The 13,577-nt window shown below is 61.3% G+C and carries 11 protein-coding genes; 2 read left to right on the plus strand and 9 right to left on the minus strand.

Annotated elements, in window-relative coordinates:
• The first annotated feature begins 113 nt into the window (after window positions 1-113).
• Both ECTPHS_RS10970 and mfd read left to right on the plus strand, forming a co-directional pair.
• On the plus strand, window positions 114-320 hold the full coding sequence (locus ECTPHS_RS10970) for a DUF2892 domain-containing protein (RefSeq protein ID WP_008932818.1): 207 nt from the start codon (window positions 114-116) through the stop codon (window positions 318-320).
• Window positions 321-432: 112 nt separating this feature from the next.
• Window positions 433-3,909 carry a transcription-repair coupling factor gene (mfd, locus tag ECTPHS_RS10975; protein WP_008932819.1) on the plus strand — a complete coding sequence of 1,159 codons (3,477 nt, stop codon included), beginning with the start codon at window positions 433-435 and terminating at the stop codon, window positions 3,907-3,909.
• An 18-nt stretch (window positions 3,910-3,927) separates the two neighbouring features.
• Here the strand turns inward: mfd and ECTPHS_RS10980 are convergent, their stop codons facing one another.
• The 9 genes from ECTPHS_RS10980 to bchY form a co-directional block, all read right to left on the minus strand.
• Window positions 3,928-5,340: a mannose-1-phosphate guanylyltransferase/mannose-6-phosphate isomerase gene (locus ECTPHS_RS10980; protein ID WP_040405836.1), complete on the minus strand. Its 1,413-nt coding sequence runs from the start codon at window positions 5,338-5,340 to the stop codon at window positions 3,928-3,930.
• Window positions 5,341-5,386: 46 nt separating this feature from the next.
• A complete protein-coding gene (locus ECTPHS_RS10985; protein ID WP_008932821.1) occupies window positions 5,387-6,439 on the minus strand; it encodes an AI-2E family transporter in 1,053 nt (350 codons plus the stop codon).
• Between the two features lie 190 nt (window positions 6,440-6,629).
• Window positions 6,630-7,730 carry a photosynthetic reaction center cytochrome PufC gene (gene pufC, locus ECTPHS_RS10990; RefSeq protein WP_050814255.1) on the minus strand — a complete coding sequence of 367 codons (1,101 nt, stop codon included), beginning with the start codon at window positions 7,728-7,730 and terminating at the stop codon, window positions 6,630-6,632.
• The gene (pufM, locus tag ECTPHS_RS10995; protein WP_008932823.1) at window positions 7,727-8,704 is read right to left on the minus strand and encodes a photosynthetic reaction center subunit M; all 978 of its coding nucleotides are present in this window, start codon (window positions 8,702-8,704) and stop codon (window positions 7,727-7,729) included. The genes pufC and pufM overlap by 4 nt, the downstream gene beginning before the upstream one ends.
• 15 nt (window positions 8,705-8,719) lie before the next feature.
• Complete coding sequence (gene pufL, locus ECTPHS_RS11000; protein WP_008932824.1) at window positions 8,720-9,544, minus strand: photosynthetic reaction center subunit L; 825 nt, start codon at window positions 9,542-9,544, stop codon at window positions 8,720-8,722.
• Between the two features lie 149 nt (window positions 9,545-9,693).
• Window positions 9,694-9,879, minus strand: coding sequence for a light-harvesting antenna LH1, alpha subunit (gene pufA, locus ECTPHS_RS11005; RefSeq protein WP_008932825.1), 186 nt, complete (start codon window positions 9,877-9,879; stop codon window positions 9,694-9,696).
• 92 nt (window positions 9,880-9,971) lie between these two features.
• The gene (gene pufB / locus ECTPHS_RS11010; protein WP_008932826.1) at window positions 9,972-10,130 is read right to left on the minus strand and encodes a light-harvesting antenna LH1, beta subunit; all 159 of its coding nucleotides are present in this window, start codon (window positions 10,128-10,130) and stop codon (window positions 9,972-9,974) included.
• A gap of 384 nt (window positions 10,131-10,514) precedes the next feature.
• Window positions 10,515-11,966 carry a chlorophyllide a reductase subunit Z gene (gene bchZ, locus ECTPHS_RS11015; protein ID WP_008932827.1) on the minus strand — a complete coding sequence of 484 codons (1,452 nt, stop codon included), beginning with the start codon at window positions 11,964-11,966 and terminating at the stop codon, window positions 10,515-10,517.
• Window positions 11,966-13,408: a chlorophyllide a reductase subunit Y gene (gene bchY / locus ECTPHS_RS11020; protein ID WP_008932828.1), complete on the minus strand. Its 1,443-nt coding sequence runs from the start codon at window positions 13,406-13,408 to the stop codon at window positions 11,966-11,968. Before bchY ends, bchZ begins: the two co-directional genes overlap by 1 nt.
• Window positions 13,409-13,577 lie beyond the last annotated feature (169 nt).

Genomic DNA, 13,577 nt, shown 5'->3' on the forward strand with positions numbered 1-13,577 from the left:
GACTAATCCCGTAATCAAAGGAGAATGAATCCCAAAAACCCTGCCCCTAGTCAATCAGAATAACCCTGTAACCGTTATGATTTAAGCTGTTATCCAACCCAAGGAGCACCCGCATGAATCTGGAAGAACTGAAGAATATGGGTTCCACTGACCGCATGATCCGCATCGTGGTCGGCCTGGGGCTGATTGCCCTCGTCTTTGTCGGCCCTCAGACCTCCTGGGGCTGGCTGGGCCTGATCCCGCTGGCCAGCGCCCTCATGAGCTGGTGCCCTGCCTACACCCTGCTCAACATCAGAACCGACGACAAGGAATCCTCCTGAGCCGTCACTGCCCCGCCATTGGCGGGGCAGTTCTTCCACCCGCCTGCCGACACCCCCTGCCCATCCGGGTATAATCTGCGCTCGTCAATGAAGCCGCCGGGCCGCAGTCAGGATGGATCAGTCAAAGACCTTCAACCCCCTCAATCCCCCCGCCCTGCCCCATGAAAACCAAAGTGCCCACTGGGGGCAGCTGTATGGCGCCGCCCTGGGCCTGGCCGTGGCCACCGCCCTGGAACAGCACCGGGGCCTGAGTGTCGTGGTCACCCCAGATACCCAGACTGCCGAGCGCCTGGAGCTGGAACTGGGCTTTTTCCTGGGCGACACCCGGGACATCCTCGCCCTCCCGGACTGGGAAACCCTGCCCTACGATGTCTTTTCTCCCCATGAGGACATCGTCTCCCGGCGCCTGGAAACCCTGTTCCGGTTGCCCTCCCTCCGGCACGGCGCCCTGATCATCCCGGTGACCACCCTGATGCAGCGGCTGGCACCCAAGGCTTGGTTGCAGTCCCAGTGTCTGCTCCTGTCCCAGGGAGAACGCATCGACCGGGATCAGCTCCGAAGCGGCTTTGAAGAGGCGGGTTACCGGCATGTGAACCAAGTGATGGAGCATGGTGAATATACGGTCCGGGGTGCCCTGCTGGACGTGTTTCCCATGGGCAGCGAGGTGCCTTATCGCATCGACCTGATGGATGACGAGATCGAGTCCATCCGCACCTTCGACCCGGAAACCCAGCGCTCCCGGGACACGGTCACGCAGGTGCGTCTCTTGCCCGCCCATGAGTTCCCTCTCAACGAAGCCGGCATCAAGGGTTTTCGCCAACGCTATCGCACCCTCATTGAAGGCGACCCCCAGGCCAGCCTGATCTATCGGGAGGTCAGCCAGGGGGCCGCCCCGGCGGGGATCGAATACTACCTGCCCCTGTTCTTCGACCACACCGAGACCCTGTTCGACTACCTGCCCGACAATACCCTGTTCATCCAGGCAGGCGACACGGACACGGCGGCCCGGGGCTTTGCCGATCAGGTGGCCCATCGCCATGAGCAACGTCGCCATGACCGGGAACGCCCCCTGCTCCCCCCCGACAGCCTGTTCCTGGACCCGGAAACCCTGTCCCGGCAATGGGCACGGGGCCGGCATCTGCAGATCCAGGCCATGGCACTGCCCGATACCGGCGCGGGCCTGTGCAACATGGAAACCGCGACCCTGCCCGACCTGCGGATTCATCCCCGCCAGAACGAACCTGCCCAGGGCTTGCAGCGGTTTCTGGAGGGTTTTAGCGGACGCGTCCTGTTCACCGCCGAATCCGCCGGACGACGGGAAGTGCTGCTGGACACCCTGCGCCCCTTCGGCATCCTGCCCACCCCGGTGGATTCCTGGCAGGCCTTCCTTGCCGCGGAGCAGCCCCTGTGCATGACCGTGGCGCCGCTGGATGACGGCCTGTATCTGCCCCAGTCCGGTCTGGCCATCCTGACCGAATCCAGCCTGTTCGGCCGGCGGGTCCGCCAGGAACGGCGCCGCCATCGCCCCACCCGGGACGCGGATGCGGTCATCCGCAATCTGACGGACCTGCACCCCGGCGCACCCGTGGTCCATGAGGACAACGGCGTGGGCCGTTATCTGGGCCTGCAGAAACTCACCGTCGGCGGCCAGGAAACCGAGTTTCTCACCCTGGAATATGCCGGCGGTGACAAGCTGTATGTACCCGTCTCCTCCCTGCACCTGATCAGCCGTTACACCGGTTCCGATCCGGAGCATGCCCCGCTGCACAAGCTGGGTACGGATACCTGGGCCAAAGCCCGCCGCAAGGCGGCGGAAAAGGCCCGGGACGTGGCGGCGGAACTATTGGACATCTATGCCCGGCGGGCCGCCCGCAAGGGGCACGCCTACCAGCCCCATGGCGATGAGTACGCGGCCTTTGCCGCCGCCTTCCCGTTCGAGGAAACCCCGGACCAGTTGTCCGCCATCGAGGCCGTGCTGGCGGACATGGCGTCCGAGCGCCCCATGGACCGGGTGGTCTGCGGTGACGTGGGCTTCGGCAAGACCGAGGTGGCCATGCGTGCCGCCTTCGTTGCGGTCCAGGACGGCAAGCAGGTGGCGGTGCTGGTACCCACCACCCTGCTGGCCCAGCAGCACGACCAGAATTTCCGCGACCGTTTCGCCGACTGGCCCATCCGCATCGAGTCCATGTCCCGGTTCCGTTCCCAGAAACAGCAGCAAGCGGTGATGGAAGGCCTGGAAGACGGGCGCGTGGATATCGTCATCGGCACCCACAAGCTGATCCAGGGCAATCTCAAGTTCAAGAACCTGGGGCTGGTGATCATCGACGAGGAACAGCGTTTCGGGGTGCGACACAAGGAGCGGCTCAAGGCCCTGCGGGCCGAGGTGGACATGCTCACACTCACCGCCACCCCCATCCCACGCACCCTCAACATGGCCCTGTCGGGACTCAGGGATCTGTCCATCATCGCCACCCCGCCGGAAGAACGACTGGCCATCAAGACCTTCGTCAGCCAGCGCAACGATGCCCTGATCCAGGAGGCCTGCCTGCGCGAGATCCGGCGCGGTGGTCAGGTCTACTACCTGCACAATCAGGTGGACACCATCGACAAGGCCGCCCGCGAACTGGCGGAACTGCTCCCTTCCGCCAGCATCGGCATCGCCCATGGACAGATGCGGGAGAAGGAACTGGAACAGGTGATGCTCGACTTCTACCACCGGCGCTATAACATCCTGGTGTGTACCACCATCATCGAGACCGGCATCGACGTGCCCACGGCCAACACCATCATCATGGACCGTGCGGACAAGCTGGGGCTGTCCCAGCTGCACCAGCTCAGGGGCCGTGTCGGGCGCAGTCACCACCGGGCCTATGCCTATCTCATCACACCCCACCCCTCCGGCATGACACCGGATGCCGTCAAGCGCCTGGAAGCCATCGAATCCCTGGAAGACCTGGGCGTGGGCTTCACCCTGGCCAGCCATGACCTGGAAATCCGGGGAGCGGGGGAACTGCTAGGTGATGAACAGAGCGGCCAGATCCAGGAAATCGGCTTCACCCTCTACAACGAACTGCTGGAACGGGCGGTGAAGGCCCTCAAGGAAGGCAAGGTCCCGGACCTGGAAACCTCGACCAGCGACACCACCGAGGTGGACCTGGGTCTGCCGGCCCTGCTGCCGGACGATTACGTACCGGATGTCCACGGCCGCCTGATCCTCTACAAGCGGTTGGCCAGCTGCCGGGACGAGGCACAGCTACGGGAAATGGAAGTGGAAATGATCGACCGCTTCGGGCTGTTCCCGCCCCAGGCAAAAAACCTGGTGGAGGCCACCCGGCTCAAGCTCAAACTGCAGCCGCTGGGGGTGCGCAAGCTGGAACTGGGTCCCCAGGGCGGACGAGTGCTCTTTCATCCGGACCCGGCTGTGGATCCCGCCGACGTCATCCGCCTGATCCAGTCCAATCCCCAGGGGTATCGGCTCGACGGCCCCGACAAGCTCAGGTTCTTCGAGCCGATGGAAACCCTGGAACAGCGGGTGCAGGCGGTGCTGAGACTGGTGAACGCACTGAACCCGAAGCAGGATGCCGCCTGAGGCGGCGCCCTCGCCGACTCAACTGCGACCGTAGGTGTCCTGGAAGCGGACGATGTCATCCTCCCCCAGGTAGCTTCCCGACTGCACCTCGATCAGCTCCAGGGGAATCCTGCCCGGGTTCTCCAGGCGATGGGTGACACCCAGGGGGATGAAGGTGGACTGGTTCTCCGTGAGCACGAACACCTCCTCCCCCCGGGTGATCCGCGCCGTGCCCCGCACCACGATCCAGTGCTCAGCCCGGTGATAATGCATCTGCAGCGACAGGGTCTGTCCCGGCTTGACCGTGATGCGCTTGACCTGAAAACGATCCGAGGCATCAATGCGCTCATAGGTGCCCCAGGGTCGAGCCACGCAGCGGTGAATATCCGCCTCTTCACGACCACGGGACTTGAGCCGCGCCACCACTTCCTTGACTTCCTGATCGCGGTCCTTGTGCATCACCAACACTGCGTCCGCCGTTTCCACGATCACCAGATCTTCCACGCCCACGGCGGCCACCAGACGCTGATTGCCGTGGACATAGCAATTCCTGGCCCCCACGGTGATGACGTCTCCCTGGGCCAGATTGCCGTCGGCATCCCTCTCCCCCACCGCCCACAGGGAGGCCCAGGAACCCACGTCGCTCCAGCCGGCCCGCAGCGGCACCACCACGGCCCGCCCGGTCTTTTCCATCACCGCATAGTCGATGGAATCGCCGCGGCAGGCGGCAAAGGCGTCCCGGTCAACCCGCAGGAAGTCCATGTCCGCCCGGGCGGATTCCAGTGCCTTGCGGCAGGCGACAAGAATGTCCGGTGCGTGAGTCTCCAGTTCCTGCAAAAACACCGAGGCCCGGAATACGAACATGCCGCTGTTCCAGAAATAGTCGCCGCCGGCAAGATAACCTTCCGCCGTTTGCTGATCCGGTTTTTCCACGAATTCCAGTACCGGCAAGGCCCCCTCCTCTTCCGTCCCGATACCGGCACGGATATAGCCATAGCCGGTATGGGGCTCGGTGGGAACAATGCCGAAGGTGACCAGATCGCCGCTTTCCGCCCTCACACGGGCCGTCGACAACGCACGGCGAAAGGCTTCCACATCCGCGATCACATGATCCGCCGGCATCACCAACAGCACAGGGTCTGCACCGTCCTGCACCTGTTCCAGCGCAGCCAGCGCCACCGCCGGTGCCGTGTTGCGTCCCATGGGCTCCAGAATGATCCGAGCCGGTTGCACCCCCATGGCGCGCAGTTGTTCGGCCACCAGAAAGCGGTGGTCCTCGTTGCAGACCACCACCGGTCGGCCCAGGTCATCCCCCTGGGGTAGCCGCTCCAGGGTCGCCTGAAGGAGGGTTTTTTGCGGTTCGGCCAAGGGTAGAAACTGCTTGGGAAAAAGCTGGCGTGACATGGGCCAGAGCCGCGTACCCGCACCGCCTGAAAGTATCAAGGGAATCAAATCCGGATCTCCTGAAAAACATGTCCCGAGCCGGCCACGGACGTGGCTAGCTCCCTCTGGGCCGATCACTCATGAGGATACCAATCCAGCGCGTGTCCGACTTGGACTCCAGTGCCAGTTTGGCAATCATGGTCAGGGGAATGGATAGCAACATGCCCACCGGCCCGAATACCCATCCCCAGACCAGCAAGGATACCAGCACCACCAGTGGCGATAGACCCAGTGTGCGCCCCATGAACTTGGGTTCGAGTATGCTGCCGATGCCCACATTGACCACCACGTAGAGGATCAGGACCAGCACCGCCTCCGTCCCTCCCAGGCCCAGCAGGGCAATCAACACCGCCGGGGCCGCGGCAATGATGGAGCCGATGGTCGGAATGAAATTGAGCAGTCCCGCCAGTATCCCCCAAAGAATGGCGAAGTCGACACCGATGAGACTCAGACCGACACCCACCAGCAGACCGGTAGCCACACTGGCACCGGTCTTGATGGCAAGGTAATGATAGACCGAGCGCAAAAAGCGCCGCGTTCTTACCCGAGCACGCCGACGCCCCGGGAAGGCCGCATTGAGTTTGGCCGCCAGAAACCGCTCTTCCATCAGCAGGAACATGAAGGCCAGCAATACCAGAAAGGTGCTGGCCGTGAATTGCCCGACTCCCCCGGCGATGGCCCTGGCTGCGTTGGTGATGGTTGCGGTATCAGGCAAAGCCGGTTTTTCCGGTAGCAGATCCTCCGGCAGGCCGCGGGCTTCAGCCATCGCTCGCAGATGCTCCAGCCAGCCTGTCAGACGCATTTGGTACAGTGGGGCCTGCACGGCAAGGCTTTCCGCCGCATCCCTGAGCGCCAGAAACAACAGAAAGAAGGTAAAGCCCACGACGGAGAACAGGATAAGGACCGCCAGCGCCCCCGGCACACCACGACGCTGCATCCAGGTCAGGGGAGGGGCGCAGATGATGGCCAGGAAAGCCGCCATCAAAAAGGGGGTGACGATATGACTGACTGTCTTGAGTCCACCCAGCACGATCACCATTGCAGCGGCACCCAGCAGCCAATGCCAGGTGGTGAAGCCATCAATTCCGAACCCTCGATTTCCGACCACTGCTGTTCCTCTCAAGGCCCACGAGGCCACCAAACGTCAAGGCTACCAGAGCAGACAACCGCTTCAAGCCGCTAGCAACATACACAAAGCCATGACGCCTTGCATCCATTTCTGCGCAAACGAAACAGGGGACCCGAAGGTCCCCTGCTCACCCGATTCCCTTCGGGTCATTCAACCGATGGAACCGGCCTTATCCTTCAACGGCCGTTGCAGCGTCATCAGCGGCAGCGCTGGTGGTGGCCGCCGGCTGGGGCTGGGCACCACGGTGGTTCACCCGGTTAAGCTCCGGATAATCCTTCAGCATCTGCGCACGATCCAGCGGCAACTGCAGGCCGTTATGGCAAGTGGCACAGTTGGTCTTGGGTGCATCACCCAAGGGACCCAGACGGTAGTCCGGATACTCGGGCTGGAGCGGATTCAGGTACTGATTGTTCAGTGCCCGAACCATCTCGATACCGTGCCATGCCGTCACACGCTGGGGTGGGCTGGTCTCCCACTCCGGGAAGTTATTGGTGTTATGGCAAGTGGTACAGTTGGCACCCAGGGCCACCGAGAAGTGCATCATGAGACCATACACCCACTCGGCATCCATCAGGTTGTACGGATTATCACCCATCGGCAACGAGGTCCGCGGCGTGATCCGGATGTTCTTCGGCTCATCCCCTTGGAGGAAGGGCGTGAAGACATCGTTCGGCAGCGACGAGGAAGCCACGTTGGTACCAGCCAGGTTCTGTCCCATGCGGCTGGCGGCGAAACCGCCCGCCTGCTTCATGCCCGGATCTTCATACCAGATGTTCTCCGGTACCGGGTTGCCCATGTGGCAGGTGTAACAGGTCACACCAGTATCGCCCACGTGAGCGCTCCATTCCTGGTTGATGGTGTAGGTCATCTCCAGCATGCGACGGGAGACAATCTTCGTGTAGACATTCTCGTCAGCGAAGTTGCCCGGCGTATGGCAGTAGTTACACCCTTCCTCAGGGGATACCCAAGCGGTGATGGCGTTCATCAACCGGTTGAACTCGGAGATGTTCAGGTCACCCAGCACCTTCACGTTCTCGTAGATGTCACCGGCACGGGGGCCGGCGGCAGCCGCGGGACGCTCAGGCTCCGGAATTTCCATGCCGCTACGCTTCATGGCTTCCAGATGGCGCTTGGTCACCTGCTCCATACCCAGACCGCGGTAGCCGGTCTGCTCAGTTTCGATCCCGATGGGCAATTCGCAGCCCGTCACCAGGAGTGCGGCACCAGCAAGCGCCGCCACTGTTGTCGTTTTACGCGTCATCGTTTTCATTGAGACATCCCTTGAAGCATGGCCGGATCTACGACATTCGGATGCACGATCGGGTAGGACGGCGCCACGCCGTGATCGATCGCCCACAGATACCAATTGTCGACTACCGTGCCAGTGAGCAGAATGCCAATGCCGCCAGTGATCGGTACGAGAACCGCGAACCACCAGCCCCAGCGATGGATGGATTCCATGGTGGCGTTGAAGCCCATGGTCCAGCGCCAGAACAGCATTGCTCTGTCGGAAGCAGTACCACGGTCGGTGATCTGCTCAAGCTCGCGCTCACCACCGTACCGACCCACAGCCAGCACCGTTGCACCATGCATGGCAAACAGCACAGCAGAACCATACAGGAAGGCAATAGAGAGCATGTGGAACGGGTTGTAGTACAGGTTGCCGTACTTCAGAGAGAACGCCGTGGTCCAGTCAAGGTGCGGGAAAATACCGAACGGTACCGCTTCGGACCAGTCACCCATCAGGATCGGACGGAAGAAGCCAAGGCAGAGATACAGGAAGATTGCCGATGCGAAGGCCCAGGCAACATGGGTACCCATGTTCAGCGCACGCGCACGACGATACATCCGCACCCACCACAGCAGAATGGAGGTGGTCAGGAAGAAGCCTGCCATCAACCACCAGCCACCCTCTGCCAGCGGAGGAATACCCAGGCCGTACTCAGCCTGCGGCGGTTCCAGTCCCAGCCAGAATAATTGGCGGATGAACTGGATGACGTCCCAGTTGACCTGGGCCAGGAAGTTGAAACCAATGATCAGGATTGCCATCAAACCAAACAGGATGGATGCCAATCCGGTCCAGCCCAGGTAAATCGGCCCAATCTGGGCGTTACCTAGTTTGCCGGCCCAATAGAACAGCAGCGGTTTACCGATGCGTTCACGATCACCATTCGGCAAGGGTACGCCAGCCTCAGGCTCTGCCTGGACCTGCACCCGGTTAAATATGTTCTGGTATTCGGCCATTGTGGTCCCCTTACATTAAGCCCAGATAGGAAGGTCAAGCCACCAGTTCCACCATTCCGGCCAGCTCTGCGTCCAGAAGGGACCGCTGATAACGATACAGACGGCACTCCAGAAGGCGGCGCTGAGGGCCAGGAACAGACCCAGGCGGTGGATGCCGAGGGCACCGATGGAATAGCCGACGACGTCACGGAAGAAGGTATCTTCGTATTCCGGGGTCTTGACCGGTTCACCCTTCTTGGGGTTGGTAGCGGACAGAATGAGACCACCATGCAGCGACAGGGCCAGAGCCGTCGTGAAGAAGAAGGCGATGGCCAGCATGTGGGCCGGGTTGTAGTGGAAGTGCAGGAACTGATAACCGGTGTTGGACACCCAGTCCAGGTGACTCATGATGCCGTAGGGGAAACCATGACCCCAGGCACCCAGCAGCACCGGGCGAATGACAACCAGCGTGAAATAGGCAAAGACCGCCACGGAGAAGGCGATCGGAATATGCAGACCCATACCCAGTTTGCGGGCAATTTCAGCCTGGCGCAGCGCCCAGGAAATGAATGCGCCCAAGGCACAGATCGTGATCATCTGCCAAAGCCCACCCTCGGCAAGAGGGGCAAAGCCAAGGCCATAACTCAGGTCGGGGGGATTAATGCTGATCTGCCAGATGTTCCAGGTTGGGCCCATAGCCGCACCCCAGACGATCAGGAGTGTACCCAACAGCGCGAAAAACGCCGTTAGGACCCCAAAAAATCCGACGTAGAAAGGCCCGACCCAGAAGTCAAATAGGTCGCCTCCGATCAACGTCCCCCCGCGTACGCGGTATCTTTTCTCAAAGCTCAGCATGGACATTCCTAGAACCTCCGGTCAGTAAGGCATAGGCCGGAGATTCCGGCCCTAGCCCTATACTCTCAACACGCTTGTTAGCGAAGGGCCTTGGGCGCCGGGCGGAGCCGGCAACGCTGCCGACACCCGCCCAACACCTCTGGCTACAGACGCTATCAGGACAGTGCTGAACCGCCTTCCTGAGCCTGCAGAGTCGCTTCGACAGCCGACGCAGAGTGCATCCAGTTGAAGCGTTCGGTGCTCAACAGGATGAAGTGGATCAGCAGTGCAAGCACGGCCAGGAACGTGAACAGGGCAACCAGCGCTCTGCGCGGATCGAACAGCAGCCAAACACGCCACATGTTGAAATCTCCTATGTTTTTAGGGAACTACTTTTAATTCTTCGGCTCGAAGTACCCGGTACTGACCAATACACCAGGAATGGTGCAGGGTCTTACCAAGCCACGCCCCAGGGACGCCACATCCAGGCCAGAACGTGAGCAACGGCAGCAACGGCCAAGAAGCCCATCATGCTGGTCATGAAGACACCGTGAAACTCCATGGCCTCGTCTTCGGTGAGCCCAGAGAGCGAACCTTTCGTTTCGTCAACCATTTAAATACCCTCCAAATGAGCCTTATTGGCAAACACCGCGTTGACTCAACGCGATCACGACCGTCATGGAAAAAAACTGCCTCCACAACGAAACTCACGACCGTGTCACCTGTCATACCGTTTAAATACCCGGTCAACGGGTGATGGCTGAAGGCATGAACCAGTCAGTTACATGTCACAGCACTTCCACGATCGACCCATAACCTCCCAGACTTCGGGAGGCCGGAGCGACTCCGCCTTTCGATACTGCCAGCAAAGGCGACGACGTCCAGAAAACTGCGAATCCTGTGTCCCGTGCGACGCCGGATCCTTCCGCCGTGCGTTTACTACAATTCATTCCGCGTCAGGACAGGGTCTGTTTACTCTGCCCTGCCTGTCGTCTGTTCAGGCAGCTCTTCCAGCCGCCACATCTGCGTGGGTCTTGTTGACCCTGTCCACGCTGATCCTTTCCTCGCCTTCTCGCCTTGCAGCTGCCTCAATAGCATCCCTGAGGCGCTTGGCGGCAGAGATCCGAACCAGCACCGGATATGCCTCGACCAGTCTGTCCAGTACCGCCTTGGCCTCGTCATCCCAGGGCAGTTCCCGGTGCAGGCGCGACGGCGTTGCATCCACCTTGTCCAGTTCCGTACCCAGGGGCAGGATGTGGAACAGCGCATCGAACAGCGAGTTGCACACCTCCTGGACCAGATACGTCGCCCCGGCGTAGCCCATGAAGGGGGTACCGGTATGGCGCCGTATGATCGCCCCTGGGAAGGAGGCTGGTACGTACATCGCCCTCCCCCCGATCTCCGCCAGATACATGCGTTCGTTATAGCTGCCGAACAGCACCAGCGGCGTCTTTTCATGAATGGCCTTGCGCACCGACTGATTATCGGGTTTTGCCCCGGCGCTACGCGCGAAGGCAAAATTGCAGGGCATTCCCATCTCATCCTCCAGGAAGTGTCTGACACCCCTGGCGTAGGTTTCAGTCGCCACGATCCCGAAGGTCGCGGTACCGAAGAAATCCTGCGTCACCGACCGCCACAGATCCCAGAGGGGTTTGGCCGTCGTGTGTTTTTCCTTTTCGATGAAGGGCTCAGGATCCAATCCGAGCAGTTCACCGAGTTTTCTCAGGAACAAGGTGGTGCTATGTAGACCGACGGGCGCCTGCAGATATGGCCGCTCCAGGGTCTCGCACAACAGCCTGCCAAATTCCCGGTACATGCAGATGTTGACTTCCGCATCCGCCAGTCTGGGCACATCGGCCAAGTGACTCCCCAAGGGAAACACCATACTGACCTCTGCACCGATGCCTTCCACCAGACGGCGAATCTCCGCCAGATCGGAGGGCATGTTGAAGGTACCGTACATGGGGCCGATGATGTTGACCTTCGGTTTTTCGCCGGCCTTGCGTGCCTTCAGTGCAGGCACCTTCTTGCTTCCAAATTCAGTCCATAACCAGTTTAGAGCCCTATCGGCACTCTGCCACTGATCCTCGTCAATAGTCCGCGGAAGAAACCGCTGAATATTTGTGCCTTCCGGAGTCACACCACCGCCGATCATCTCGGCAATGGAGCCGGTCACCACCACCGTGGGTAAATCCGGATCCAGAGTCTGATGGGCACGCTTCATTGCGGCCTCGGTCCCTGTCTGCCCCAGTTCTTCCTCACCCAGCCCGGTCACCACCACCGGCAACTCGTGGGGCGGCAACGCATCGGTATAGTGAAGTACCGAAGTCACCGGCAGATTCTCACAACCCACGGGGCCGTCGATAATGACCTGCAGCCCCTTGACGGCGGTAAAGGCGTAGACAGAACCCCAGTAACCGCCCGCGCGATCCAGATCCAGGATGAACATCAGCGCACCTCCCCTGGAGCAATCTGCCCGGCGACGCGCTGCCGCTGACGTCTCATGCGCTCACGAAACTCCGGATGATCCCTGGGAATCTCTTCCCAGACACCCGTGGCATAACCCTCGCCCACACCCTCGAAGAAGGCCTTCATGCGATCAAAGCGAGCCTGATTGGAGAGGGCAGCATTGACCACCTGGGCCAGGGAACCCGCACCTGCGGGTCCCATCAGGGGACGGGCGGAAATGAGGTTGGTGAAATACAAGGCAGGAATACCCTTCTCTTTCGCCTTTTGCACCACCGGCGTCGTACCGATGGCAAGGTTGGGGCCAAATTCTTCGATGGCAGCCAGATCCTGCTCCAATGAGGCACGGAACTGCACCCGGACCCCCTTGCTCTCCAGCCATTCGCGGTCTGCGTCGGACCAGCGGGTTCTGGGGCAGGCGGTACCGACATAAGGGACATCCGCACCACTTTCAATCAGCAGTCGCGCCACCAGCAACTCGGAGCCTTCATAACCCGACAGGGTGATGCGACCCTTGATCGGAGCGCCAGACAATGCACCCTTGATGGCGGGCAGGAAGCGGTTTTTGGCATTATCAACCGCACTTCTCGCCACACCGCAGGCTTCGCCGATGGCCTCCAGCCAGGCGGCCGTGCCGTCATAGCCTACGGGAGCCGAGCCGACCACTTCACGACCCGCTTCATTCAACTCGCGCACGCACGAGGTGTAGAAGGGGTGAATGGCGGCGCCCACGGCACAGTCCAGCGCGGCATACAGTTCGCGCCACTCCCGGGTGGGGACCACGGGACCGGCGGCAAGGCCCAGGGGTTCCAGCATGGCGCCGATGCCCACCGGGTCGGCCGGGAACATCTCGCCCATCAAGGTAACCGTCGGCTTGTCCTTGCGTCCGTCGCGCGGCGCCTGCACCGGACCCTGCTCGGCCTCGCCGCGGGCATAGCGCAACATGGCGCCGGCCAGGACATCCTTGGCCTCGGCATGGGTGGGGACACCGAAACCCGGAACATCGATCCCGATAATGCGCACCCCATTGATTTCCTTGGGCAGCAGCCGCAACGGCACCCCGGAAGCGGTGGGCACGCAGAGATTGATGACGACCACGGCATCATTGACCGCCGGATCAGCCACCTGATACACGGATTCCCGGATATCCTCGAACAGCTTGCCGGTCACCAGGGTTTCGGAGTCGAAGGGAACATACCCGACGGTGCGTCGCGCGCCATAGAAATGAGAGGTAAAGCTCAGGCCGTAGACACAGCAGGCGGAACCGGAGAGGATGGTCGCCGTACGGCGCATGCGCAGCCCTACGCGCAACGAACCAAAAGCCGGGCACATGCTCTGCGGCTGATCATGGGGACCCGCAGGATAATCCCTGGCGTATTGGTCCAGGGTCTCGCTCTGGCCGGCGGCACGCGCTGCCGCCGCCATGGTCTCCCGGCCACCATGGCAGCCGGAACCAGCGGAGGAAGCCGTCGTCTCGACGGTCACTGGAATCTTGTTGATTTTCACGGAAGGTGTCACATCTTGAAGTTGATCCGGAGATCCGGCACCACCACCGGCGTGGCCGGCATCGGAGTGGCTGGCCTCCACGAGGCGG

Source organism: Ectothiorhodospira sp. PHS-1 (genome assembly GCF_000225005.1).
GTDB lineage: Bacteria > Pseudomonadota > Gammaproteobacteria > Ectothiorhodospirales > Ectothiorhodospiraceae > Ectothiorhodospira.